Origin of the sequence: Smaragdicoccus niigatensis DSM 44881 = NBRC 103563 (assembly GCF_000380645.1) — a bacterium.
In the GTDB taxonomy this organism is placed as follows: domain Bacteria; phylum Actinomycetota; class Actinomycetes; order Mycobacteriales; family Mycobacteriaceae; genus Smaragdicoccus; species Smaragdicoccus niigatensis.
Genome location: NZ_AQXZ01000013.1, coordinates 33,720 through 58,193, shown reverse-complemented (window position 1 = coordinate 58,193; position 24,474 = coordinate 33,720). Strand labels below are relative to the sequence as shown.

The 24,474-nt window shown below is 64.3% G+C and carries 22 protein-coding genes; 15 read left to right on the top strand and 7 right to left on the bottom strand.

The window, feature by feature from the left end; translation table 11 throughout:
• Positions 1-18 precede the first annotated feature (18 nt).
• On the top strand, positions 19-1,026 hold the full coding sequence (locus F600_RS0105825) for an alpha/beta hydrolase (RefSeq protein ID WP_026306214.1): 1,008 nt from the start codon (positions 19-21) through the stop codon (positions 1,024-1,026).
• On the opposite strand, the gene icmF is transcribed toward F600_RS0105825, so the two are convergent.
• Positions 1,023-4,100 carry a fused isobutyryl-CoA mutase/GTPase IcmF gene (icmF, locus tag F600_RS0105820; RefSeq protein WP_018159650.1) on the bottom strand — a complete coding sequence of 1,026 codons (3,078 nt, stop codon included), beginning with the start codon at positions 4,098-4,100 and terminating at the stop codon, positions 1,023-1,025. The two genes, F600_RS0105825 and icmF, sit on opposite strands and share 4 nt — an antisense overlap.
• Before the next feature lie 151 nt (positions 4,101-4,251).
• Positions 4,252-5,604 (bottom strand): FAD-dependent oxidoreductase, encoded by a 1,353-nt coding sequence (locus F600_RS0105815; RefSeq protein WP_018159649.1) that lies wholly within the window; start codon positions 5,602-5,604, stop codon positions 4,252-4,254.
• A 177-nt stretch (positions 5,605-5,781) separates the two neighbouring features.
• Between F600_RS0105815 and F600_RS0105810 the strand changes: the two genes are divergently transcribed.
• A complete protein-coding gene (locus F600_RS0105810; RefSeq protein WP_018159648.1) occupies positions 5,782-6,558 on the top strand; it encodes an enoyl-CoA hydratase in 777 nt (258 codons plus the stop codon).
• Here the strand turns inward: F600_RS0105810 and F600_RS0105805 are convergent.
• Both F600_RS0105805 and F600_RS0105800 read right to left on the bottom strand, forming a co-directional pair.
• Entirely contained in the window at positions 6,555-7,079 is a 525-nt protein-coding gene (locus tag F600_RS0105805; protein ID WP_018159647.1) for a MarR family winged helix-turn-helix transcriptional regulator, read from the bottom strand. The genes F600_RS0105810 and F600_RS0105805 overlap by 4 nt on opposite strands.
• Positions 7,080-7,081: 2 nt before the next feature.
• The gene (locus tag F600_RS0105800) at positions 7,082-7,549 is read right to left on the bottom strand and encodes a hypothetical protein (RefSeq protein WP_156024435.1); all 468 of its coding nucleotides are present in this window, start codon (positions 7,547-7,549) and stop codon (positions 7,082-7,084) included.
• Between the two features lie 127 nt (positions 7,550-7,676).
• Between F600_RS0105800 and F600_RS0105795 the strand changes: the two genes are divergently transcribed.
• The 3 genes from F600_RS0105795 to F600_RS0105785 are packed head-to-tail and all read left to right on the top strand — an operon-like array spanning position 7,677 to position 11,301.
• Complete coding sequence (locus F600_RS0105795) at positions 7,677-8,711, top strand: iron ABC transporter substrate-binding protein (protein WP_018159645.1); 1,035 nt, start codon at positions 7,677-7,679, stop codon at positions 8,709-8,711.
• A 2-nt stretch (positions 8,712-8,713) separates the two neighbouring features.
• Positions 8,714-10,285 carry an ABC transporter permease gene (locus tag F600_RS0105790; RefSeq protein WP_018159644.1) on the top strand — a complete coding sequence of 524 codons (1,572 nt, stop codon included), beginning with the start codon at positions 8,714-8,716 and terminating at the stop codon, positions 10,283-10,285.
• Complete coding sequence (locus F600_RS0105785) at positions 10,282-11,301, top strand: ABC transporter ATP-binding protein (RefSeq protein WP_018159643.1); 1,020 nt, start codon at positions 10,282-10,284, stop codon at positions 11,299-11,301. Before F600_RS0105790 ends, F600_RS0105785 begins: the two co-directional genes overlap by 4 nt.
• Here F600_RS0105785 and F600_RS0105780 read toward each other — a convergent pair.
• A complete protein-coding gene (locus F600_RS0105780) occupies positions 11,298-11,978 on the bottom strand; it encodes a TetR/AcrR family transcriptional regulator (RefSeq protein ID WP_018159642.1) in 681 nt (226 codons plus the stop codon). The genes F600_RS0105785 and F600_RS0105780 overlap by 4 nt on opposite strands.
• Before the next feature lie 52 nt (positions 11,979-12,030).
• Here F600_RS0105780 and F600_RS0105775 point away from each other — a divergent pair, with 52 nt between their 5' ends.
• The 3 genes from F600_RS0105775 to F600_RS0105765 are packed head-to-tail and all read left to right on the top strand — an operon-like array spanning position 12,031 to position 14,894.
• Complete coding sequence (locus F600_RS0105775; protein ID WP_018159641.1) at positions 12,031-12,738, top strand: DUF4386 family protein; 708 nt, start codon at positions 12,031-12,033, stop codon at positions 12,736-12,738.
• A gap of 56 nt (positions 12,739-12,794) precedes the next feature.
• Positions 12,795-14,663: a Na+/H+ antiporter gene (locus tag F600_RS0105770; protein ID WP_018159640.1), complete on the top strand. Its 1,869-nt coding sequence runs from the start codon at positions 12,795-12,797 to the stop codon at positions 14,661-14,663.
• Positions 14,664-14,675: 12 nt separating this feature from the next.
• A complete protein-coding gene (locus tag F600_RS0105765; protein ID WP_018159639.1) occupies positions 14,676-14,894 on the top strand; it encodes an RNA-binding S4 domain-containing protein in 219 nt (72 codons plus the stop codon).
• A 33-nt stretch (positions 14,895-14,927) separates the two neighbouring features.
• On the opposite strand, the gene F600_RS31525 is transcribed toward F600_RS0105765, so the two are convergent.
• Both F600_RS31525 and F600_RS0105755 read right to left on the bottom strand, forming a co-directional pair.
• Positions 14,928-15,266: an FAD-binding oxidoreductase gene (locus F600_RS31525; RefSeq protein WP_040630647.1), complete on the bottom strand. Its 339-nt coding sequence runs from the start codon at positions 15,264-15,266 to the stop codon at positions 14,928-14,930.
• A gap of 56 nt (positions 15,267-15,322) precedes the next feature.
• Positions 15,323-16,432, bottom strand: a complete 1,110-nt coding sequence (locus F600_RS0105755) for an FAD-binding oxidoreductase (RefSeq protein ID WP_026306208.1) — start codon at positions 16,430-16,432, stop codon at positions 15,323-15,325.
• Positions 16,433-16,791: 359 nt separating this feature from the next.
• Between F600_RS0105755 and F600_RS0105750 the strand changes: the two genes are divergently transcribed.
• The 7 genes from F600_RS0105750 to F600_RS0105720 all read left to right on the top strand — a co-directional run bounded on the left by F600_RS0105750 (position 16,792) and on the right by F600_RS0105720 (position 24,396).
• Complete coding sequence (locus tag F600_RS0105750; protein WP_018159638.1) at positions 16,792-17,616, top strand: M24 family metallopeptidase; 825 nt, start codon at positions 16,792-16,794, stop codon at positions 17,614-17,616.
• Positions 17,613-18,545: an alpha/beta fold hydrolase gene (locus F600_RS27105; protein ID WP_018159637.1), complete on the top strand. Its 933-nt coding sequence runs from the start codon at positions 17,613-17,615 to the stop codon at positions 18,543-18,545. Before F600_RS0105750 ends, F600_RS27105 begins: the two co-directional genes overlap by 4 nt.
• Positions 18,546-18,588: 43 nt before the next feature.
• Positions 18,589-19,500, top strand: a complete 912-nt coding sequence (locus F600_RS0105740; protein ID WP_018159636.1) for a metal-dependent hydrolase — start codon at positions 18,589-18,591, stop codon at positions 19,498-19,500.
• The gene (locus F600_RS0105735; RefSeq protein ID WP_018159635.1) at positions 19,497-20,576 is read left to right on the top strand and encodes a PDR/VanB family oxidoreductase; all 1,080 of its coding nucleotides are present in this window, start codon (positions 19,497-19,499) and stop codon (positions 20,574-20,576) included. The genes F600_RS0105740 and F600_RS0105735 overlap by 4 nt, the downstream gene beginning before the upstream one ends.
• A 71-nt stretch (positions 20,577-20,647) precedes the next feature.
• Entirely contained in the window at positions 20,648-21,253 is a 606-nt protein-coding gene (locus tag F600_RS27100) for a TetR/AcrR family transcriptional regulator (RefSeq protein ID WP_018159634.1), read from the top strand.
• Positions 21,254-21,367: 114 nt separating this feature from the next.
• Positions 21,368-22,738, top strand: a complete 1,371-nt coding sequence (locus tag F600_RS0105725) for an FAD-binding oxidoreductase (RefSeq protein ID WP_018159633.1) — start codon at positions 21,368-21,370, stop codon at positions 22,736-22,738.
• Positions 22,739-22,869: 131 nt separating this feature from the next.
• Positions 22,870-24,396, top strand: coding sequence for an alpha/beta fold hydrolase (locus F600_RS0105720; RefSeq protein ID WP_018159632.1), 1,527 nt, complete (start codon positions 22,870-22,872; stop codon positions 24,394-24,396).
• Positions 24,397-24,474: the final 78 nt, after the last annotated feature.

Here is a 24,474-nt window from a genome sequence, read left to right as displayed (position 1 = left end):
ACGTGTCACGATCGGGCGGTGCGGAGAATTGTGCACGGCGTGGCGGGCACCGTCGCAGCCGTCCTGATCGTGGTGATCGCGGTCTTCGTATGGTGCCAATTCACGCCTTGGCCAGGTGCGATGGCCATCCGTGCGGTGTTCACGCACGGTGCCGATCAAAGAGCCGAAAAACTGAAGGCGCACACTCCGGCCGGGGTGGCCGTCACGAAGGACGTCGAATACCGATCAGGTATGGATCTCGACGTCTACCAGTCGGCGCACAAGTCGGCGAAACCGCGCCCGATTGTCATCTGGGTTCATGGTGGCGCATGGCTCTCCGGCGACAAAGCCGACGACGCGGTGTACTTCGAACTCCTCGCCAAGGGTGGCTACGTCGTGGCGGCGCCGAACTACTCGCTCGCGCCGGATTCGCACTATCCGTCTCCGCTCCACGACCTCAACGCGGCATTCGATTACGTCTCCAAGAACGCGGCGACGTTCAACGCGGACCCGACGAAGATCTTCCTGGCAGGCGACTCAGCGGGGTCGAACCTGTCTGCCCAGATGGCCGCGATCATCACGAACCCGGACTACGCGCGCGAGGTCGGTATCACGCCGACTCTCCGCCCGGATCAGCTGGCAGGTGTGGTGCTGACCTGCGGTATCTACAAGATGGAGTCGTTGGCGGAGCCCGGGGCTGACCTCCCGGCGATCCTCAACTGGGGCGACGAAACGACCGTGTGGGCGTACACCGGCAAAGAGGAATTCGACGGCCCACTCATCCGCCAGATGTCGCCGTTCTACCACGTCAACGCGAATTTCCCGCCGGCGTTCATCACGGGCGGCAATGCCGATCCGCTGACGGACGGTCAGTCGATTCCGTTCGCCGATGAACTGACCAAGCTCGGTGTTTCGGTGACAAAGCTCTTCTACCCGAAGGATCACGAGCCGAAGTTGCCGCACGAATACCAGTTCAACCTCGACAACGCCGACGGCCAGAACGCGCTGAAAGAGATCCTCGCGTTTCTGGCCGCCAACAGCGTCTAGACGTTCCGGCGGTACTGACCGCCGACCTCGAAGAACGCCTCGGTGATCTGCTGGAGAGTGCAGACGCGAGCGGCATCCATGAGGACGTCGAAGACATTGCTGTCGCTCATTGCGGCCTTCCGCAGACGGTCGAGCACTTCCGCGGCCTCGAACTGGTGCCGCTCCTGGAAGTTCTGGACACGCGCGAGCTGCGACTGCTTCTCGTCGTCGGTGCCGCGGGCCAGAACCAGTTCCTTCTGCGGAGCATCGCCATCGGGCGCACGGAAGGTGTTGACACCGATGATCGGGAGCGTGCCGTCGTGCTTGCGGCGCTCGTAGAGCATCGACTCGTCCTGGATCTTGCCGCGCTGGTAGCCGGTCTCCATGGCACCGAGCACGCCACCACGCTCGCTGATCCGGTCGAACTCCTTCAGCACAGCGGCCTCGACCAGGTCGGTGAGTTCATCGATGATGAACGAACCCTGCAGCGGGTTCTCGTTCATCGCCAGGCCCCACTCGTTGTTGATGATGAGCTGGATCGCGAGTGCCCGACGGACCGATTCCTCGCTGGGAGTGGTGACGGCCTCGTCGTAGGCGTTGGTGTGCAGACTGTTGCAGTTGTCGTAGATCGCGATGAGGGCCTGCAGCGTCGTCCGGATGTCGTTGAAGTTCATCTCCTGCGCGTGCAGCGAACGACCCGAAGTCTGGACGTGGTACTTCAGCTTCTGGGACCGCTGGTTGGCGCCGTACCGATCGCGCATGGCGACAGCCCAGATCCGGCGTGCGACACGGCCGAGCACCGAGTACTCCGGGTCCATGCCGTTGCTGAAGAAGAACGACAGGTTCGGCGCGAAGTCGTCGATGTTCATGCCACGAGCAAGGTACGTCTCCACGTAGGTGAAGCCGTTCGCCAAGGTGAACGCCAGCTGGCTGATCGGGTTCGCGCCGGCTTCGGCGATGTGGTAGCCCGAGATCGACACCGAGTAGAAGTTCCGGACCTGCTGGCGGATGAACCAGTCCTGAATGTCGGCCATCATTCGGAGGCTGAACTCCGTCGAGAAGATGCAGGTGTTCTGGCCCTGGTCTTCCTTGAGGATGTCGGCCTGCACCGTGCCACGGACGGCCTGCAACGCGGCTGCCGGGTCGATGCCCTTTTCGCGCGCCTGGTCGATGACCGTGTTGAAGAAGAACGCGAGGATTGTCGGCGCGGGGCCGTTGATCGTCATCGACACCGACGTCGTCGGGGCGAGGAGATCGAAACCGTCGTACAGCGCCTTCATGTCGTCGAGCGAGGCGATCGAGACGCCCGAGGTGCCGACCTTGCCGTAGATGTCGGGGCGCTCGGCCGGGTCGCGGCCGTACAGCGTCACCGAGTCGAAGGCGGTCGAAAGGCGCTTGGCATCGGAGTGCTCGGACAGCACCTTGAACCGGCGGTTCGTGCGGAATGCGTCGCCCTCTCCGGCGAACATTCGTGCCGGGTCTTCACCTTCGCGCTTGTACGGGAAGACACCCGCGGTGAAGGGGAAGTGGCCGGGCATGTTCTCGGACCGAAGGAACCGCAGCAGTTCGCCGTGGTCGGTGTAGCGGGGCAGGGAAACCTTCGGAATCTTCAAGCCCGACAGCGACTTCCGGAACGGAATGTCAGTGGACGCAATCGCCGGCCAGTGGTCGAGCAGCTGCTTGTTCGCCGGCGTCAGGTCGCCCCGAGCACCTTCGATCAGCACATCGAGGTCGGCGGATTCGAGCTCGGCGCGAACGGCTTCGAGACGCTGGAGACGCTGCGCCGCAAGAACCTGACGGGCCGTCTCGGCGTGGTATTCGCGGACGGAGTCGGCGATTTCGGCGAGGTACCGGACCCGCTTGCCCGGAATGATCTCGCGAGTGCGGGTCGAGAACTTGGTCTCGCCGACGGGCAGAATTCCGCGCTCGAAACCGAGCAGCTCGGCAAGGTGGTGGTAGAGCGCCGTCACGCCGTCGTCGTTGTAGGTGGCGGCGCTCGTGCCGAAGACGGGCATGTCTTCCGGGGTCGAGTGCCATGCCTCGCGGTTGCGGATCATCGTGCGGGCGACGTCGCGCAGTGCGTCGGCGGCACCGCGGCGCTCGAACTTGTTGATCGCGACGACGTCGGCGAAGTCGAGCATGTCGATCTTCTCGAGCTGCGAAGCGGCACCGAATTCCGGGGTCATGACATACAGCGAGACGTCCGCGAGCGGAACGATGGCCGCGTCGCCCTGGCCAATACCAGGCGTTTCGAGGATGACCAGGTCGTATCCTGCGGCCTGGCACGCCTCGATGACGGCGGGAATGCATTCGGGGAGTTCGTGTGATCCGCGGGTGGCGATCGAGCGGAAGAAGACTCGGTCTCCATCGAGCGAGTTCATCCGGATGCGGTCACCCAGGAGCGCGCCACCGCCGCGGCGACGGGTCGGGTCGACCGCGATGACCGCGACGCGCAGCTTGTCCTGCTGGTCGATGCGCAGGCGTCGAACCAGCTCGTCGGTGAGCGACGACTTGCCCGAACCACCGGTACCGGTGATGCCGAGGACCGGCACCTTACGGGTGGTGGTGAGACCCTCGATCGGATGACCGGCCTCGAGACACGTGATCGCTCGGGCAAGTGCGGTGCGCTGCCCGGACATGACCTCGTCGGCGGTCGGGGGAGTGGCGCTCAGGTCGGTGTCGCACTCGCGGATGAGTTCGTTGATCATCCCGGGCAGGCCGAGGCGTTGGCCGTCTTCGGGGGAGAAGATCTTGACGCCGGCCTTCGCCAGACGTGCGATCTCCGCCGGCACGATGACGCCGCCGCCACCACCGTAGAGCCTGATGTGGCCGGCGCCGGCAGCGCGCAACGACTCCGACAGGTATTCGAAATACTCGACGTGACCGCCCTGGTAGGAGCTCACGGCAATGCCTTGGACATCCTCTTCGAGGGCGGCGTTGACGACTTCGGCGACCGAACGGTCGTGCCCGAGATGGATGACTTCGGCGCCCTGAGCTTGCAGGATGCGGCGCATGATGTTGATCGCGGCGTCGTGGCCGTCGAACAGGGCAGCAGCGGTGACGAAGCGAACGGGGTGCTCGGGTGTGTGCAGCACGTCGATCTCCTCAAAATTACTTGGATGTCCAAGTAATAGTACGCTTTAGTTGGACGTCCAAGTAATTCCTTTATCGTGTGATCTGGGCAACAGCTCACCGAAAACGCAGGAAACCCCGCGCTCAGCGCGGGGTTTCCTGCAACTTAATGAATTAGGCGCCTGATGCGTCGAGCATCTCTTCGCGCTCCACGACCTTGATGCGGTTACGGCCGTGCGGCTCGCCGAGTGCACGCTCGTGAGCGTCGAGGCGGTACCAGCCGTCCCAGGTGGTGTAGCGGATGCCGCGCTCTTCGAGAAGCTTCTCGATGGCGGACTCTTCCGGCGTCTCCGGCTTGAAGGTGCTACCCGCTGCGTGGTCCTCGAGCAGGCAGGCAACAGTCTCGTTGGCGTCGCCCTTGGTGTGGCCGATGAGGCCGACCGGACCACGCTTGATCCAACCGGTGGTGTAGACACCGGTCAGGTGCGAACCGTCCTTGAGGACGCGGCCCGCAGCGTTGGGGATGACACCGGCACGAGTGTCGAACGGGATCTCCGGAAGGTCGTCCGAGAGGTAGCCGACCGCGCGGTACACGGCGGTGATGTCCCAGTCGGTGGTCTTGCCGGTGGCGCGGACGTTTCCGGTGCCGTCGAGCTCGGTGCGCTCGGTACGCAGACCGACGACCTTGCCATCCTCGCCGAGAACCTCGATCGGGTTCTCGAAGAAGTGCAGGTAGATGCGGTGCGGGCGGTCGCCGTGGTCGCGGATCGCGTACTGCTCGATGATGCGCGCGACCTGGTCGGTCATCTTGTGGCGGTTACGCTCGGCGATCGACTCTTCGTCGTAGTCGATGTCTTCCGGATCGACGATGACCTCGATGTTCGGCGAGTGGTCGAGTTCCTTGAGCTCCATCGGGGAGAACTTCGCCTGGGCCGGGCCGCGACGTCCGAAGACGTGGACCTCGACGGCCTTGTTCTGCTTGAGACCCTGGTAGACGTTGTCCGGGATCTCGGTCGGCAGCAATTCGTCGCCGGTCTTGGCGAGCATGCGCGCGACGTCGAGGGCGACGTTACCGACGCCGATGACCGCGACCTTCTCCTCCTCGAGGGGCCAGGTGCGCGGGAAGTCCGGGTGGCCGTCGTACCAGGCGACGAACTCGGCGGCACCGTAGGAGCGCTCGAGGTCGATGCCCGGAACCTTGAGCTCACGGTCAGCGATCGCGCCGGTCGAGAAGATGACCGCGTCGTAGAGCTTCTCGACGTCTTCGAGCTTGAGGTCGACGCCGAAGTCGACGTGGCCGAACAAGCGGATCTCTGGCTTGTCCAGGACCTTGTGCAGCGCGTCGATAATGCCCTTGATGCGCGGGTGGTCGGGCGCAACGCCGTAGCGGATGAGTCCGAACGGGGCCGGCATCTTCTCGAACAGATCGATGCTGACCGGGGTCTCGGACTTCATCAACGCATCAGCGGCGTAGATTCCGGCCGGGCCGGCTCCGACGATCGCAACGCGCAACGGGCGGGAAGTCATGGGTGCGGGGTCCTTTTTCGGCTATCTGCACGTCTTTTCCCGAATAGATCGGGTGGTTCATGGCGAAACTGAAGTATGTCACAACGCTGAAGTCGCCCCCAAGACGGCTTGGCGTGGTGTACGACACCTCACGCTACGCTGCCCGCAGTCGAGAGTTGAAATTCGAAAGGTCCTGCAATGAGCGAATTCGAAACCATCCTGACCGAGCGGAAGGGGCGCGTGGGACTCATCACGCTCAACCGTCCGAAGGCGCTGAACGCACTGAATTCGCAGGTCCTGGCCGATCTCACCGTTGCGGTTGGGGGGTTCGACAGGGACCCGGAAATCGGGGCGATAGTCATCACCGGATCCGAGCGTGCATTCGCTGCGGGGGCCGACATCAAGGAGATGTCGGAGAAGTCATATATGGACGTCTTCCTGACCGATTTCCTCGCCGGTTGGGAAAGCGTGGCTAATGCGCGCACCCCGCTCATTGCGGCGGTGGCCGGATTTGCGCTGGGTGGCGGATGCGAGTTGGCGATGATGTGCGACATCCTCATCGCGGCTGACACCGCGAAGTTCGGTCAGCCCGAAATCAAGCTCGGAATCATCCCGGGAATGGGTGGATCGCAGCGCCTGACCCGCGCGATCGGCAAGCCGAAGGCGATGGATCTGGTGCTCACCGGACGCACGATCGACGCCGCCGAGGCGGACCGGATCGGGCTCGTCTCGCGCGTCGTTCCTGCCGCGGAACTGCTCGATTCTGCACTCGAGGTGGCCAACACCATCGCCGCGATGTCGCTGCCGTCGGCACTGCTTGCCAAGGAAGCCGTCAACAAGTCGTACGAGGTCACGCTCGCTGAGGGCCTGCGCTTCGAGCGTCGTGTCTTTCAGTCGCTGTTCGCGACTGCAGACCAGAAAGAAGGCATGGGCGCATTCCTGGAGAAGCGCTCGCCGAACTTCAGCAACAGCTAATCGAAGCTCTTCGCCGTCGCGTTGAAGTCGCCGGCCTCACGTCGTAAGCCAGTGAGGACGGCGACGAGTTCGCGCGCGGCGGTGTTGCTGATTCCGGGGACACTGAAGACGTGCTCGTTGAGGGCAGTCGCCGCGTTTTCGACGACTGTGCGGCCGGTCGGGGTGAGTTCGATGAGCGTCGTCCGGCCATCGCTCGGGTGTGGCGTGCGCTGCACCAAGCCGGCCGCCTCGAGGCGATCGGCGGCATTGGTGACGCTGGCCGGATGTACCTGCAGTCGCGTGCTCGCCTTACTCATCGGAAGCCTGCCGGTCCGGCTGAAGCGCAGCAGCATCAACAGTTCGAACCGCGCGAACGTCAGTCCCAGCGGTCGAAGCACTTCATCGACGCGAGCCATGAGGATCTGCTGGGCCCGAATCACCGAGGTCACGGTAGCCATCCCGTCGGCCGCATCACCCCAGCCCGCGTCGATCCACTGCTGGTAGGCGGCGTGAATGGGATCGACTTCGAGTGGACCGGGCACGATCAGGTCCCCGGATGCTGCGACAGGTTGAGGATCGCGATGCGCCACTCGAACGGCGCCTCGGTGAAGAACGCAACGCGATCGTTCTGGCCGTTTCGTTCGAACGTCACGATGAGCAGTCGGCCCTCGCCGAGTTCGCCGCGAAATTCCATCTCGATCTCGACCTCCCGGATCGACGACATCGGGATCTCGAGCATCTCGTCGGTGGCCATCTTCGAGTACCAGATCATTTCATTCGTCAGCACGAGCGCGCCGTTGCCGCGGTACTGCTCGCCGTTGCCGGATTCGAAGCCGTAGCAATGGGCGATCACGTCGTGGCGAAGCATGTCCTCTTCACGGAAACGCGCGTTGAGCTTGTACCGGCTCGATTTCCGTGCGTCGGCCATGAAATGGCGTAGGGCGAGACCCGTCACCACGAGCAAGAGGACGAGGATGCCAATCGCGGCGATCGCCAGGACCATTCTGATCACCAGGTGAGGATATGCGCTTGCGTCGAAGATCCTGTGAATCCAATCGGCGCGGTAGAACGACGATCTTGCGCTGGTAGTGTGGTTAGCCATACCTCATAACGTCAATTGCAGGGGGCATTCGGTGGGCATGGTGATGAACCGTCGGCACTTCTTCGTGACCGCCGCGGCCGTAACTGCGGCAGCCGGTCTGGCCGCCTGCAGCAAGGGCGAGACCAGCGGCGGCGGTTCGACGAAGGCGAAGTCCATCACCGTTTACAGCGGTCAGCATGAGTCGCTCACCAACGAGTGGGTCGAGGCATTCAAGAAGGAAACCGGCATTGACGTGGCAATTCGTCGTGCCGGCGACATTGAGCTTGCGAACCAGCTCGTTGCTGAAGGTGACGCCTCGCCCGCTGATGTGTTCCTGACCGAGAACTCGCCGGCGATGGCGCTCGTCGAGAACGCGGGCCTGTTCGCCGGGCTCGATCAGGCGACGCTCAACCAGGTCCCGGAGGCCTACCGCCCCTCGACGGGCAAGTGGACCGGTGCTGCTGCCCGCTCGACCGTCTTCGCGTACAACAAGGACAAGCTCACCGAGGACCAGCTCCCGAAGTCGATCTTCGACCTGCAGAAGCCGGAGTGGAAGGGCCGCTGGAGCGCCGCCACCAATGCCGACTTCCAGGCGATCATGGCGGCCATGCTCGAGCTCAAGGGCGCGGACGCCACCGAGAGCTGGCTCAAGTCGCTCAAGAACGATGGCACCGCGTACCAGAACAACATCGCCGTCTACCAGAACGTGAATTCCGGTCAGGTCGAAGGTGGCGTCACGTTCCACTACTACTGGTTCCAGGACCAGGCCAAGACGGGCGACATCAGCAACAACGTCAAGCTGCACTACTTCAAGCACGAAGACCCGGGCGCCTTCGTCAGCGTTTCCGGCGCCGGTGTCCTCAAGGGCAGCAAGAATGCCGAAGCCGCGCAGCAGTTCGTCGCGTTCGTGACCGGCCCGAAGGGGCAGGCGGTTCTCAGCGGCGGCGACGTCTGGGAGTACCCGGTCGGCAATGGCGCCAAGGCCAACCCCAAGCTCCCGCCGCTCGCCTCGCTCGAGGCCCCGAAGGTTGACACCTCGAAGTTCGACAGCAAGAAGGTCACTGAACTCATGACTCAGGCGGGTCTGCTCTAACAATGACGCTTGCGCTGACCCGGCGCTCGATCGTCCGGCCCTCTTCGTCACCGGCCCATCGGCCGGGTGTCGTCGTCTATCTCCTCGCGGCGGCGGTTCTCGTCGCGACGATGGTGCCGTTGGGCTACGTCGTGTACTCGGTGTACAGCGTCGGCTGGGCGGAAGCGTCGGAGTTGGTGTTCCGCGCTCGCGTCGCCGACCTGTTGGGGAACACGGTCTCGCTGGTAGCACTGACAGTTCCGTTGGCCGTCGCGCTGGGTGTCGGGTTGGCCTGGCTCGTCGAGCGGACCGATCTGCCGGGTGCTCGACTCTGGGCTCCGGTCTTCGTGGTCCCACTTGCCGTCCCGGCGTTCGTCAACAGCTTTGCCTGGGTCTCGTTCATCCCGGGTCTGCACGGACTGCCGGCGGCAGTGTTGGTTTCGCTGCTGTCGTACTTCCCGCTGGTTTACCTGCCGGCAGCAGCTGCTATTCGCTGTCTCGATCCGGACCTCGAAGAGAGTGCTCGATCACTCGGCAGCGGATCGGTCGCGGTGTTCTTCCGTGTCGTCCTCCCGCAGCTGCGTCTGGCCGTCCTGGGTGGCGCGCTCCTGATCGCACTGCACCTTCTCGCCGAATACGGTGCGTTCGCGCTCATCCGTTTCGACACCTTCACGACCGCGATCTTCCAGCAGTACCAATCGACCTTCGCGGGCAAGGCGGGCAGCATGCTCGCGGCGGTTCTCGTCCTCTGCTGTCTGGTCCTCCTCGTTTCGGAAGCGGGAATGCGCGGGCGCCTGCGCTACGCCCGCGTCGGTTCGGGCTCGCCGCGTCCGGCCGTTCGAGTGCGACTCGGCCGGTTCAAACCGCTCGCGTTCGCCGGCTGCGGTGCCGCGGTCGCGATGTCGGTCGGAGTGCCGGTGTGGATGGTCTCGCGCTGGCTGGAAATGGGCGGAATTGACGCCTGGGATGCGGAATCGGTCAGCGCGGCATTGAGTCAGACATTGTCGTTCGCGCTGGTCACCGCATTGCTTGCGATCGTTCTCGCCTTCCCGATCGCGTGGCTCTCGGCCCGGACCCGCACGATGTTCGCCCGGGTCGCCGAGGGCAGCAACTACGTCACGAGTTCGCTGCCGGGCATTGTCACGGCGTTGGCGCTCGTGACGATCAGCATCAAGACAATGAAGCCGCTTTATCAGACGCTGACGCTCGTTGTCGTCGCCTACCTGCTGATGTATCTGCCGCGCGGAGTCGTGGCTCTGCGGTCGGGTGTGGCACAGGTGCCGATCGGGCTCGAAGAGGCGTCGCGATCCTTGGGCAGAGGTCGCGCTTGGACGTTCTTGCATGTGACCCTGCGGTTGAGCGGGCCGTCGGCGGCCGCGGGTGCGGCGCTAGTCTTCGTGGCGGTGAGCACTGAACTCACGGCGACGCTGCTGTTGGCCCCCGCTGGCATTCGAACGTTGTCGACGAGTTTCTGGGCCTATAGCGACGAACTCGACTACGCGCATGCGGCACCGTTCGCCCTGATCATGATCCTGCTGACCCTGCCCGTGACCTACCTTCTGTTTACGCAATCCCGAAAGGCGGTGACCCGATGAGCGCTCTGGACGTCGTCGGTGTGCGCAAGGCCTTCGGAGCCGTCGCCGCACTCGGGGGAGTGGATCTTTCGGTTGCCGAAGGGACGACGACCGCGATTCTCGGTTCGTCCGGCTGCGGAAAGACGACCCTGCTCCGCGTGATCGCGGGCTTCGAGGCACCGGACTCGGGCACCGTGTCGATCGCGGGGCAGATCGTCGCGCGCGAGGGATTCGTCCTCCCGGCGAACAAGCGCAGTGTCGGCTACGTCGCTCAGGATGGTGCTCTCTTCCCGCATCTGACCGTCGGAAAGAACATCGCCTACGGCCTGCGTACCGATCGAAAGTCGACGCGCGCCCGAGTCGATGAACTGCTGGAGATGGTCGCTCTCGACCCTTCCTATGCCAAACGTCGTCCACACGAACTGTCGGGTGGACAGCAGCAGCGGGTGGCTCTGGCACGCGCGCTGGCACGTAAGCCTGCGTTGATGCTCCTCGACGAACCGTTCAGTGCGCTCGACTCCGGACTGCGAGTGGCGACGCGCAAGGCAGTCGCCCAGACGCTTCAGGCCGCGGGCGTGACCGCGGTCCTGGTCACGCACGACACGGAAGAAGCGATTTCCTTCGCCGATCAGATCGCCGTCATGCGGTGTGGCCAGTTCACGCAGTCCGGAACGCCGGAAGCGATCTATCGGACGCCTCGCGACGAGTTCACCGCGCGTTTCCTCGGCGACTGCGTCGTGCTCGAAGCCCGAGTCGAAGGTGGCATCGCGGAAACTGTGCTGGGTCAGGTGCCGGTCAAGGGTGCTCTCGACGGCGGCCAGCGCAGCGTGATGTTGCGTCCGGAGCAGCTCGTTCTCGTGAAGGACCACGACGGTGCGGGGCGGGTCGTGGGGATGGAGTTCCTCGGCGGCGAACTCGTCGTGAGCGTTCGTGTCGGCGACCTGCTCCTCGAGTTGCGGCGTCCCAGCACAATCGAGATCTCGGTCGGCGACAGCGTCCGAATCGACATCGTCGCCGCTGCCGTATCCCTGGGCTAAGCCCCGGCTCCGGCGAGGATTGCGCGCAGTCCCCATTCGAACTGCCCGCCGGATATCCAGTCGGCCATCGTCCCCGCTGATCGTGCGGTGAGTGGGTAGTCCGACTCGTCGATGGCACTGAGTGCTTCGCGCCGGCCGGCGATTCGATCCTCCTCCGGCGGCAGGGGAGGAGTGCCATCGGTCTCGGCGACCTCGAGGGCGATCGAACCCAGTGTGTGGACGATCACCGCATAGGTCGTTCGGGACGCGGTTTCCACATCGAGGCCGGCGGCGATCAGTATTCGCATGAGGTTCTCGCCGATTTCGCGCGCGGCTGGGCCGTCCATCGGCGCGCGCATGAGCAGCATCGCCACTCCGGGGTGGTTCAGCAGCGTGGTTCGAAGTCCGGTGCAGAATTTGACAATGCTGTCGTTCCAAGGGGATTCGTCGTTGAACGCGGACTGGTCGGCGTCGCCCAGCACGTGTTCGGCGACGGCACGTTCGAGGTCTGCCCGGCTTGTGACGTAGGTGTAGATGGCGTTCGGGTTGACGTCGAGTGCGGTCGCGACGGCGCGTATCGACACTGGGTGGCCGAACCCCCGATCGACGAGGCCGAGTGCGGTCTCGATGACCTCTTGCTCGGTGAATGCCCGTCGGGTCGGCCGGGTCTTCTTTGCGTTTGACGGAAGCTCCGGCATGGAGTTGACTGTACTACGTACAACAGCTGTACGTCGTACAGATAGGACAATCATGTCGAAGAACAGTGTGACGGCGGCGCTCCTGGTCGCCGCCGCAGTGGGAATGAACCTGGTGTTCGGTGTTTTGGGCGCAGTGTTCGACTATCCGAACGTGCTCGCTAAACCCGCCGCAGACCAACTGACGATGTTCCGGCACAACGAAGTTGCGGTCGTGACGTGCTTCGCGCTGCTGGCGTTGACTGCGGCGCTCCTCATTCCGATCGCGATTCGGGTCGGTGCTCTGGCTTCGTCGCGGGCGATGCGGGTAGCCGTGGTGGCCGGCATCGCGGCCGCGATCGTGCAGGTGATCGGCCTCGCGCGCTGGCCCATCGTCGTCCCGTTCCTCGCAGACCGGGCTGCGCACGGAGACACGCATGCGGTCTCGCAGTTCGAGATGCTCGGCAACGTCGTGGGCGGCTGGATCGGCGAGACCTTGGGCTACCTGCTGACCGCAACGTGGACGGTTCTGGTGGTCGTGGCGCTGACACAGTTACCGCAGTGGTTCCGCGTCACCGGAGTCGTCTCGGCGGGTCTCATCGCGGTCGGTGCGCTGGTCAAGTTCGATGTCCCCGGCGCCGATATCGCTAACTTCCTCGGCTACGTGGTCTGGAGCGGCTGGCTCATCGCCTTCGCTGTTCTCCTACGCAATGGGCGGACCGTCCGGCCCTCCGTCCTCGCTCCTGAAGTGGCTGCGATGCTCACGCCGTCCTCTTTCCGCTAACAGCGGACGGCGATCAGCTACCGCGCACCCAAGCAGTTTGCGACGATCTTGACGTGATGATCGCGGTCGGAGTGGTTGCCCTGGTCGGTTCGGCGTGCCTGCTGGCAGGTTTGGCCCGCCGGTTCGGACTTTCGGAGCCATTGGTGCTCACGATTGCCGGACTCATCGGGTCGTACATCTGGTTCGTTCCAGACGTCGAACTGACCCCGGACCTCGTCCTTCTGGGCATCCTCCCGCCGCTGCTCTACAGTGCCGCGATCCGGACATCGCTCGTCGAGTTCAAGGAGAACAAGAGACCGATTCTCTTGTTGTCGGTCGGGCTCGTTCTGTTCACGGTGTTCGTCGTCGCGGCCGTCGTGTGGTGGCTGCTGCCGGTTCCGTTCGCGGTGGCCGTCGCAGTCGGCGCGGTCGTTGCGCCGCCCGATGCCGTGGCCGCGACCGCCGTGGCTCGGCGCGTCGGCATGCCGCGCCGGATCGTCACCATGCTCGAAGGTGAGTCGCTATTCAATGACGCGACCGCGCTGGTGACGCTGCGGACGTCGATCGCCGCCTTCTCGCTCGGTACGTTGAGCCTCGGGTCAGCGGCGGCGGACTTCGCCATCGCCGCTGGCGGTGGCGCATTGATCGGCGCCGCGATCGCGATGCTGATCGTTCCGATCCGGCGACGCATCTCGGACCCGGTCATCGACACGGCGCTGTCTTTCCTGGCACCGTTCATCGCCTATCTGCCCGCCGAGAAGGTTCATGCCTCCGGTGTCATCTCGGTCGTGACGTGCGGTCTCATCCTCGGGCATGGCGCACCGGTCTGGCAGAGTGCTGCGTCGCGCATCGCCGAGCGGACCAACTGGCGGACCGTCGAATTCATCCTCGAGAGCACGGTCTTCCTCATCATCGGCTTGCAGGTTCGAAGCATCGTCGATGCGGCGTGGAACAGCGGATTGCCGCACAACGAGCTGCTCATCGCCTGTGTCGGCACGCTGCTGGCAGTGATCCTCGCGCGCATCGTGTGGATGTTCCCAGCGACGTATCTGCCGCGCATGATTCCAAAGGTCGCCGCGAAAGACCCGGCACCATCCTGGCGGTACCCCGCTGTCGTCGCGTGGGCAGGAATGCGCGGCGTCGTCACGCTGGCGGCGGCGCTCCTGCTCCCGGAGGACACTCCGCAGCTCCCCGTGATCATGCTGCTGGCGCTGGTCGTCGTCGGTGGCACCTTGGTCTTGCAGGGCACCTCGCTGCCGTGGCTGGTCCGGTTGCTGGATCTGCGCGCACCGAGTCGTGCCGAAGATGCGCTGCAGCAGGCCAATGTTCTGCAGCGGGCCGCGAACGCCGGCCTCGAGGAACTCGACCGCTTGGCCACACCGGATGTTCCCGAGGAGATCGTGGCGTCGCTGCGCACCCGCATCCAGCAGCGCACGAATGCGCAGTGGGAGCGACTCGGGCCGACTGAGGCCAGCCGCGCGACGCCGAGTCAGATCTATCGGGAGCTCCGCCTGGCGATGCTGGCCAAGGAGCGTGAGACCGTGCTCGAGATCCGCAACTCCGGTCAGGTCGCTCACGAAGTGCTGCAGCAGGTCATGGCGACCCTCGATATCGAGGAATCGATGATCGACCGCATCGACGAAGCGGAAGACGAGATGCACGAAGAGCGACTCGAAGCCGGGATCGCCGGTGGTTGTGAACATCTCAGCTGCGCACCCGAAGCCGTTGTTCCGGACAACCCGAGCGAGTGCTCAGAGTGCATCGAGCAGGGCCTGCAGTGGGTGCACCTGCGGCTTTGTCTCACCTGTGGGCACGTCGCGTGCTGCAGCTCGTCGCCGGGTAACCACGCTGAGAAGCACGCGCAGAGAACGGGCCATCCCGTGATCCGCAGTTTCGAGGCGGGGGAGTCGTGGCGGTGGTGCTACCCGCACAACCTGCTCGGCTAATAGGCTCCAAGAATGCATATCGAGGACGTGCCGCTCAGCGGGCTCCCCATCCGGCTGGCTCAGTTCATGAAGCTGGCCAATCTCGTCGAGAGCGGCGCCGACGCGAAGACGGTGGTCGCGGCCGGAGACGTGGACGTCAACGGGGAGGTCGAACTGCGGCGCGGTCGGCAGCTCGTAGCGGGTGATGTCGTGAGTGTCGGAGCGGCTCGGGCGCGCGTCGTTCAGGGCTGAGCTGTTCCACGGCGGATGGTCAGGCGCTGCCGATCAACGAGTCGTCGGTATGCCCTGCGCGTTCGAGAACACGTTATGTGGGTCGTATTTCGCCTTCACCTCGACGAGGCGGTCGAAGTTCTCGGCGTAGTACTGCTGCTGCCAGTCCTTGATGCGTAGGTTCGGGAAGTTCTGGTAGCTCTCGTTCGCGGTGTGATCGGCGATGACGGCGATCATGTCGTCGGTCCAACCGATCAAGTCCCTGCCGACGGCGGGGTCTGCGTCTCGCGGCCACGCGCTGGTCGGGCGAACCAGCAGCGGCAGGCCGCGATGCACATAGCTTGTTTCCGTGCGGCCGACCGAGTCGATGACCGAGCCGCCGACCCACCCCATGGCGGTCACGGCGCCGCTCGCAGTGCTTTCGCGTCGCGGACAGTGCGCGAGCAGGTCTACCTGTTTGGCCCAAAGGTCGTCGGGAAGAGTGGCTTTTGTGAAGCGGCTGATGTCGTTCCACGCATGCAGTTCGGCGGGCGGTTCGAGGAAGATCTTCGCTGCCTCCCAGTACGGCAACTCCTGCACTGTGGTCTGCGCGTCGCCGGCGCAGCGGTCAGGACCGGACGCACCAGATCCTCGAGTTCGGCGCGGGGGCCCATGTACTGACCGCGCATCACGACGTCGATGGCGGCCCGTGGACCGTCGGTGCCGACTGGAGTCGCCTCGGCATAAACGAGGCCGTTCAACGCCGGCGGCGCGCTGGCCATGATCTTGTCGAAGTTCGCCAGGACCGCCGTGGCATTGTCGGCGCCGCGCCACTCGAAGCGGAAGTACGTGACGCTGCTCGGGGTCTCCACGAGCTCGAACGTGAACTGCGTGTGGACGCCGAATTGGCCGCCGGTGGCACCTCGGCAAGCCCAGAACAGGTCCGGATGAGAGCTCGCGTTCACCTCGATGACCTCGCCGGTCGCGGTGACCATTCGCGTGCTTCGCAGGTGGTCCGCCGTCAAGCCCGCCCAGCGGGAGTAGAAGCCGAGCCCACCGCCGAGGACCAGTCCGCCGACGCCCACGCCGAGGCAGGTACCGCCTGGCAATGCCATCCGGCCGTCTCGAAGCGTGTTGAAGACGTCGCTGTTCTTGGCTGCGCCGCCGGTGACCGCCAGGCCGCTCGCGCCGGCTTCGACGGCGTTGAGCGCGCTGAGGTCGAGTAGCAATCCTTCGGTGGCCGACATTCCGGCATAGCTGTGGCCACCACCGCGCGGTACCGGTTTGACGCCGTTGTCCAGTGCCCAGCGAACCGCGGTCGCAACGTCTGCTTCGCTACGACATTCGGCGATAACCGCTGGCCGCGTCGACGCAAAGCGGGTGTTGGCCGGAAGACCAGTCGTGCGGTAATCCGGATCGCCAGGAGTCAGGACTCGTCCCGTGAGTTTCTTGCGCAGGTCGCCGATCGCGCCGTCGCTGATTGCGGGGGATTTCGAATCGGTCGAGCATCCACTGAGAAGGGCCGCCGCCCCGACCAAACCCAGACCCTCTAGGAACGTGCGACGGTTGATCCGATCCACTGAACATCCTTGAGCTACACGTGAATTCTGCGGGCGCAGCCGGAAGCGGCTCGGTGAACTGGAGCGACGCTGCCCGGATTGACCGGATCTGAATCTATTTTGCGTCCCGCGGTGCGGTGCGGAATTCAAGAATTCCGGGGGAGCGGACAGCCGGCTCGGCATCAGTTCTGGGTCGAGTGCGAAGTCCAATGGGACGCGGCCCACATAAACCACGTGACCCCGCTGACATTTCGGCATAGGACGTCCAGGTGGTTGACAATGGACCTCTGATTGTCCACTATTGACGAACCGTCTACTAATGACAGTTTGTCTAACAGTGGTGTGAGTTGACGGGGTTCACGCCGCGCAGGGAGTGCACAATGACGTCGCTCAAGCCAGAGGATCTGCAGCACCATCTCGAGGTGCAGCAGCTTGCCTACCAGTGCTGCGAGGAAATCGGAGCCGGCCTCACCGCCGGAATCACTGAGAAGCAAGCCGCTCGCCAAATGCGAGAGTGGCTGCAGGACCACGGCGTTGACGACTGGCTGCACATTCCGTTCGCGTGGTTCGGCGACCGCACCGCGTTCAACGGTTTCTGGAACCCCTTGCAGTTCCTCCCGTCGAACCGTCGCCTCGAAGAAGGGGATGCCTACATCCTCGATGTCGCACCGGTCGTCGACGGCTACATGGCCGACATCGGCTACGCCAACCACTTCGGCGAGAACGACACGTTCGACCAGATCTTCGCGGACCTGGCGAAGTTCCGTCCGTTCATCCTCGACCGCGTCAAGGCCGGTCGTCCGTTGTCGGAGATCTGGAGCGACGTCGATGTCCTCATCAAGGACCTCGGCTACAAGAACTGCCACAACGTCTACCCGGGCCACGTGCTCGCGCACACCGTCATGCGGGTGCAGCAGCAGCGGCCGCGCGTCATCGCCGGTGCCTTCGGTATCCGCTTCCTGGAGACGATCGGTCGTGAGCTCGTCACCGAGCGTATGAAGAGCCGTTCGCCGCTGTGGAACGCCGGCAAGTTCTCGAATCACGCCGCCTACCCGGCGATGTGGGCCGTCGAGCCGCACATCGGTCTGGGCAATGTCGGGGTGAAGTTCGAAGAGATCATGGTCGTCACCGATGACGACGCCTTCTGGCTCGATCCCGAGCCCAGCCACGTTCAGCGTTGGAACAAGATGGGAGTCTCCGCATGAGCACGACGCACTATGTGACCGGCGCGAACGGCATCTCGCTGCGCGCTCGTGAGTGGGGCAACCCGGCCAACCCGACCGTGCTCCTCGTGCACGGCTACCCGGACAACTCGAGCGTGTGGGACGACGTCGTGCCGCAGCTCGCCACCAACTTCCACGTCGTCACCTACGACGTTCGTGGTGCCGGCGCATCGCAGCCGGGCGAGCAGTTCGGTGGCTACCGGTTCCCGCTCCTGGTTCAGGACCTGGGTTCGGTTATCGATCAGGTCGTTCCCGACGACCGGAAGGTTCACCTCGTCGCTCACGACTGGGGTGCCATTCAGAGTTGGGAAGCCGTCCTCGACCAGACGGTTTCGGAGCGCATCGCGTCGTACACGTACTTCGGTGCACCGGCCCTCGACCATGCGATGCATTGGATCCGTAGCCGTGTTCGTCCGAACCCGGGCCACCTCGCCGAGCTTGCTCAGCAACTGGTCAAGTCCTGGTACATCTACCTGTTCCACCTTCCGGTCGTGGCACCGCTCGCGTGGAACAACGGGTTCGACAAGATCGTCCCGCATTTCATGGCCTTCGCGGACAAGCAGCCGGTTCGTCCGAGCGACGACATGTTCGCCGCGGATGGACGCCGAGGTGTCGGGCTGTACCGCGCGAACTTCATTCCGAAGCTGCTCAAGCCGGGCGAGGGCCGTACCGAGATTCCGGTCCAGGCCGTCATCACCGATGGCGACTGGTTCGTGAACCCCAAGCTCTTTGCCGAGACCACCAAGCGGGTTACGAACCTTTACCGCCGGGATCTGCAGGCCGGGCACTGGATCAGCCGATCGCACCCGGATCAGATCGCGACATGGGTTACTGAATTCGTTCGCTTCATCGCGAACGGCGAAGAAACCGACAGCATTCGCAACGCCCGGGCTGCGGCAATCGCCGGCTGACCCACCGACCAGTTTCCAAGAACCAGCTAGACCAGGAGGCATCGTGGCCACCAAGAACCCGAACATTTCCGCTGAGCCCGACCGCATCGCGCTGAATGCACGTGACGTCGAGTTCGACTTCCATGAATTGCCGCTCCACTGGATCCCGAACGAGCCAGTCGCCACGCACATGATCAACGTGATGCACATGATGCTGCCCGAGTTCGAAGAGTGGTTCGTCCGCTGCTTCAGCGAGGCATTGCCGTACATCAAGGACGAGCAGCTCAAGGAAGACGTTCTGGGCTTCATCGGCCAGGAGGCGCAGCACGCCAAGGGGCACGCCGATGCGCTCGAGCGCTTGAAGGCGCAGGGCCTGGATCCCGGTCCGTTCGCCGATCAGATGGCGTGGTTGGTCAAGCTTCTGTACGACAACCACGGAACGACGGGTCGCGCACGTTACGAGCTCATGGTCCTGCAGGCCTCGCTGACCTCTGCGATTGAGCACGTCACCGCGTTCCTCGGACAGTGGGCGATGGATGCCAAGGGCCTCGAGGCCGCGGGTGCGGACCCGAATATGGTCGACCTTCTGCGCTGGCACGGTGCCGAAGAGGTCGAACACCGCAGCGTGGCGTTCGACCTGTACCAGCACCTCGACGGTGGCTACATTCGTCGCGCTGTGCCGTACGGCATCGTCGTGCCGATGATCGTGTGGATCTGGATCATCGTCGGGACGCGCTACCTCCTGAAGAACGACCCGGAGCTCAAGGGCTCGGTCTCGCTGAACCCGATCACCTTCTGGCAGGCCGGCAAGAAGAACATCCTGCCGACCGTGTGGGAGCTCATCAAGATGGCTCCGGGCTACCTGCTGCCGAACTACCACCCGTCGAAGTACGGCTCGACCAGCCAGGCCGTTGCGTACCTCGCGACCTCGCCGGCCGCGAAGCGGGCATTGGATGCGCAGGAGAACGGACAGTGAGCCGTCTCGGCGACGAGGCGCGTAAGGTCTTCCCGCTGAAGGGGCGCTTCGAGACGGACTTCATGTTCGTCACTTTGGGCGTCATCATCGGCGGGACCATCGCGGCGAACGCCGGATACCGCGTCATGCGCAAGCGGCCGAAGCCGGTCAACCGCGACATCGACGTCGTACTCGAAAGTGTCAACCGCGAATGCGACGACGTCGTTTCGCTGACATTCGTTCGCGCCGACGGTAGCGACTTCCCGGAGTGGCAGGCCGGCGCGCACGCCGACGTCTTCCTCCCGTCGGGTCGCCAGCGGCAGTACTCGCTGTGCGGTGACGTGAATGACCGTAAGCACTGGCAGATCGCCGTTCGCCGCCTCGCGGACGGCGATGGCGGGTCGCGCGAGATCCACCGTCTTCGTTCGGGCGCTCAGCTGAAGCTGCGCGGACCGCGCAACGCGTTCCCGTTCATCGTCTCGGATAAGTACCTCTTCGTCGCGGGTGGCATCGGCGTCACGCCGATCCTGCCGATGGTCCGCGAAGCGGCCGCTCGCGGCGTCGACTGGCAGTTCGTGTACGCGGGCCGCTCACGCGCAGCGTTGCCGTTCCTCGACGAGATCGCTGCGCTCGATCCTGAGCGCGTGCACATCCTGACCGACGACGTCAATGGCGTGCCGGCGGCGGCCGACATCCTGGCGTACGCGCCGGAGGGTGCTGCGGTGTACTGCTGTGGCCCGGTTCCACAGATCACTGCGCTTCGTCGTGAGTTCGGCGAGCGTCCGGGCACGTTCCACTTCGAGCGGTTCAGCGCGTTGCCGGTTGTCGATGGCAAGGAGTTCGAAATCGAGCTCGTGCGCTCCGGCAAGACTCTGAAGGTGCCGGCCGACCGGACGGCTCTGGCGGTGCTGAAGGAGTCGGTGCCGAACGTCAGCTACTCGTGCCAGCAGGGTTTCTGCGGCGTGTGTGTGCAGAAGGTCGTCGAGGGACCGGTCGATCACCGGGACCGGACACTGACCGCCGAGCAGCGCGAAGAGTCAATGCTGGTGTGTGTTTCGCGAGCCCCTGAGGGCGCTTGCGTGAAGCTCGACCTCTGATGGCCGCCGTTCCGCCCACCGCTGATCGACTTTTAAGCGCCCCTGCTCCGCGTCCGCGGCGCAGCCTGCGCATGAGCCCCGATGAGCGGCGGGCGGACCTCATCGCCACGACTCTCGGTCTGCTTGGTTCGAGGCCGCTCTCCGAGATCACTCCCGAAATGATCGCCAGCGCCGCCGGCGTCTCGCGAGCGCTCTTCTACCGGTACTTCGCGGGCCTGTCCGAGGCGTATCGCGAAGCGTTCGCCATGGTGACCGGCATGCTGCGGGCGGGCCTCGAGGGGCTTTCCTGGGAGGGGAGCCTGCGCGAGCAACTCGAAGTCGGACTCAAGGCTTACGTCGACTTCGCCGTCGGGTACCGCGAGGCGTACATCGCGATCTTCACGCAGGGCGCGGGAAACGCCGGGGGAGCGCTGTCCGAGGAGGTCGAAGCGGTCCGCCACACGATCATGCGGTTGATCGTGGACCGCGCCGGAGGCAGCGAGAGTCCGGTTTACGAACTGACGGCTCGATCGTGGATGGGTGCTGCCGAGGTCGCAGTCCTGAAATGGCTGGAGCACCAATCGATGGACAGCGAAGCTATGCGCCGCTGGCTCCTCGACCAGTTCGTCGCAATGGTTGCGGTCAGCGCCCAGACCGACCCCGTGTCGGCAGAGGTCTTGGCCAAGTTCAGGGGCTAGCGCGCCCCTTCGTTCCCTTTGTCCGCAACGTCACCAACCTGTCAGAGATGCCTATTGACGTGCGCTTTTGATCCGGAGCACGCTTCATGCAGGTACGCCTGACAGGAGCCCGACATGAGCAGCAACTCGATCAGTGAACTGCGGGAGCAGGTTCGGGGCGCGGTCTTCACGGCCGACGACCCCGGCTATGACGAAGCTCGGGCGGTGCACAACGGCATGTTCGACAAGCGTCCGCACGCTGTGCTCCGCGCCGAACAGGTCGGCGATGTCGTCGCCGGTGTGAACTTCGCGCGTGATGCCGGCCTGGAGCTGGCGATCCGTGGGGGTGGCCACAGCGCGCCGGGATTCGGCACCACTGACGGCGGTCTCGTGATCGATTTGTCTGGAATGCGCTACGTCCACGTCGACCCCAAGGCGTCAACGGCGCGCGCAGCCGGCGGGGCCACCTGGGGCGACTACAACTACGCCACCCACGCCTTCGGGCTGGCGAGTACGGGCGGCATCGTGTCGACCACCGGTGTCGCGGGGCTGACGCTCAATGGCGGGATCGGGTACCTCTCGCGTGGCCAGGGTCTGACCATCGACTGCCTTCGGTCGGCCCAGGTGGTGACGGCGGACGGCCAGATCCGTACCGCGAGTGCCGACGACAACCCGGACCTGTTCTGGGCGATCCGAGGCGGCGGTGGCAATTTCGGCGTCGTGACGTCGTTCGAATTCACTGTGCAGCCGGTCAAGGACGTGTACGTCGGCCTGTTCTTCTACGAACTCGAACATGCCGGTGACCTGCTGCGTTTCTTCCGGGAGTGGATCAAAGACGCGCCGCGCGAATATGGCGGGTTCCCGGCGTTCCAGATCGCGCCACCGCTGCCGTTCATTCCGGAGGATCGCCACGGCGACACCTTGTGCGTGGCAATCGTGCACTGGAGCGGACCGCTGGACGAGGGCGACCGGGCGATGCAGCCCTTCCGGGACCTCGCACCTCGCGTTGCCGAGATGACCGACGTGTGGCCGTACCCAGCGCTCAATGGCGCGTTCGACGCGATTTTCCCGAAAGGCATTCGCAGCTACTGGAAGGGTGCGCACGTCGTCGAATTGACCGACGCCGCAATCGAAGCGCACCTCGAGCACGGATCGAAGGTGCCCGAGGTCAGCGCGACGATGCACCTCTATCCGATCAACGGCGCGTGCCACGACGTCGCCTCCGGTGACACTGCGTTCGCGTACCGCGACGCCACCTTCGCCACCGTGATCGTGTGCGCGTGGCAGGACCCGGCGGTCGACGCCGAACGTCGTCAGTGGGTTCGCGACTACTACGACGCGATCGCTCCGCACAGCGAGGCCGGGGGATACCTCGGATTCATGGCCGAGGACGACGCCGGCAAGGTTCAGGACAACTTCGCCGGCAATTACGGGCGGCTCACCGAGGTCAAGCGAGCCTACGATCCGGACAACCTCTTCCGCCTGAATCAGAACATCGTGCCCTGAGGAGGGCCTGCACTCCGGGGCAGAGTTATTGCGTACGTGAGCATTCGATCTTTCGGCGCCGAGTGAATCGTGCAAGGATTTAACTGGCGAATAACCGAACCGATCGACTTCTTTTACGGTTGGTGGCTGACATGCGCGTAAAGAATGCGTTCTCGATTTTCACGCTCGCATTGATTCTGGTGGTCCCGGCGTGTAGTAAATCGGATTCCTCATCGAGCTCACCACCCACGACCGTCAGCCACCCGCCGGCGAAGTACGTCGCCGGTACGTGTGCACAGGTGCCGCACCCAGTGCCGATGCTCGACGGTGCCAGCTGCGGCGCGCTGACCGTACCGCTGCAGCGGACGAAGTCCGGCGACAAAACCATCACGCTGGCCGTTGCGACTCTGCCGTCGAAGATCCAGCCGCCGACCAAGCCGCCGCTCGTGATTCTGACCGGCGGCCCTGGTCAGGACGCGCTGGCCTCTCCGCCGATCAACGACAAAATACCGCTCAACACCGATCGCGACGTGATCCTCATGGGGCAGCGCGGCAACCTGACGTCGAGTATCCCGATGGCATGCCCCGAGATCGACAAGTTCGCCATCAGCCGGCTCGGCATGGTCTTTTTCGCGAAGTCCACTGGTGATGCCTACGTGCAGGCGGTGAAGGAGTGCCGCGACCGCCTCTCACCAAACGTCGACTTCACGGCTTTCAATTCGGTCGACAGCGCTTATGACCTCATCGACCTGCGCAAGGCGCTCGGTATCGACAAATGGGATGTGTTCACGCATTCCTACGGCACCGACCTTGGGCTCATTTACCTGCGCATGGACGCCCCCGCGATCAACTCGATCGCGTTCGACGGGGTGACGCCTCCATCGGTCGCCGCCCTGGGCTGGACGTGGGCCAGCGCAAAGGAGGCATTCGACAACATGACCAAGGCATGCGACGCCCAACCCGCGTGCAAGGAGCGCTACCCCGATCTGGCCGCGACGTTCATCCGGCTGGTCAGTGAACTCGAGCAGAATCCCGTCACCACCACGGTCGGCGACACGAAAGTCGTCATCGACGGCGGCAAGCTGCTGGCCTGGTTCACTCCGGTCGCGACGCATTTGCCCGTCGATTTTCCGGCACAGATCGACGCACTCGACCACGGAAATCCGCAGCCTCTCGCGGAGTCAATGGTCATGGCGTTTGGAAATCCGGACAACATCGGGATGCTGGCGTGGGGCATGACGTTGAGCATCTGGTGCCGCGAATGGGTTCCGTTCGAGACGCCCGCGGAGACGCTGAAGCAGGCGAATGACGCCTTCCCCACCTTCCCCGATTCGGTGAAGGCCCAAGGGATACAGCTACCGTTCCTGCGCGACGCATGTGCCGCGTGGAACGTGCCGAAGGCTCCTGACTCGATTCGGGACATCACCAAGAGCGACATCCCTTCGCTCGTGCTGTCGGGTAGCTACGACGGCCAGACTGGCGCAGTGTGGGGCGAATACATCGCGAAGAACCTGTCGCAGTCCACCGTGGCCGTTGTGCCCGGTGTCGCGCACGGTGTGTATGCGGAACCCTGCGGAGGAGAGATCATCGCCTCGTTCTTCGACAATCCGAAGAAGCCTGACACGAGCTGCGAGAACTCGACGCCTCTGCCCGCGTACAGCATCCCGCCAGCGCAATGAGTGCCGATATCGACCCCCACGGGCCGGAGTTTTCGCGGCGGGCCGTGCTCGGCGGAGCCGTCGCCGGGCTGGCGATGC

Coding starts and splice junctions, on each gene's coding strand:
- F600_RS0105780 (WP_018159642.1), bottom strand. CDS start 11,978: ATGCCGGAGCTTCCGTCAAACGCAAAGAAGACCCGGCCGACCCGACGG.
- F600_RS0105725 (WP_018159633.1), top strand. CDS start 21,368: ATGAGCAGCAACTCGATCAGTGAACTGCGGGAGCAGGTTCGGGGCGCG.
- F600_RS0105750 (WP_018159638.1), top strand. CDS start 16,792: ATGACGTCGCTCAAGCCAGAGGATCTGCAGCACCATCTCGAGGTGCAG.
- F600_RS0105795 (WP_018159645.1), top strand. CDS start 7,677: ATGGTGATGAACCGTCGGCACTTCTTCGTGACCGCCGCGGCCGTAACT.
- F600_RS0105770 (WP_018159640.1), top strand. CDS start 12,795: ATGATCGCGGTCGGAGTGGTTGCCCTGGTCGGTTCGGCGTGCCTGCTG.
- F600_RS31525 (WP_040630647.1), bottom strand. CDS start 15,266: ATGGGGTGGGTCGGCGGCTCGGTCATCGACTCGGTCGGCCGCACGGAA.
- F600_RS0105775 (WP_018159641.1), top strand. CDS start 12,031: ATGTCGAAGAACAGTGTGACGGCGGCGCTCCTGGTCGCCGCCGCAGTG.
- F600_RS27105 (WP_018159637.1), top strand. CDS start 17,613: ATGAGCACGACGCACTATGTGACCGGCGCGAACGGCATCTCGCTGCGC.
- F600_RS0105815 (WP_018159649.1), bottom strand. CDS start 5,604: ATGACTTCCCGCCCGTTGCGCGTTGCGATCGTCGGAGCCGGCCCGGCC.
- F600_RS0105785 (WP_018159643.1), top strand. CDS start 10,282: ATGAGCGCTCTGGACGTCGTCGGTGTGCGCAAGGCCTTCGGAGCCGTC.
- F600_RS0105790 (WP_018159644.1), top strand. CDS start 8,714: ATGACGCTTGCGCTGACCCGGCGCTCGATCGTCCGGCCCTCTTCGTCA.
- F600_RS0105720 (WP_018159632.1), top strand. CDS start 22,870: ATGCGCGTAAAGAATGCGTTCTCGATTTTCACGCTCGCATTGATTCTG.
- F600_RS27100 (WP_018159634.1), top strand. CDS start 20,648: ATGAGCCCCGATGAGCGGCGGGCGGACCTCATCGCCACGACTCTCGGT.
- F600_RS0105810 (WP_018159648.1), top strand. CDS start 5,782: ATGAGCGAATTCGAAACCATCCTGACCGAGCGGAAGGGGCGCGTGGGA.
- F600_RS0105765 (WP_018159639.1), top strand. CDS start 14,676: ATGCATATCGAGGACGTGCCGCTCAGCGGGCTCCCCATCCGGCTGGCT.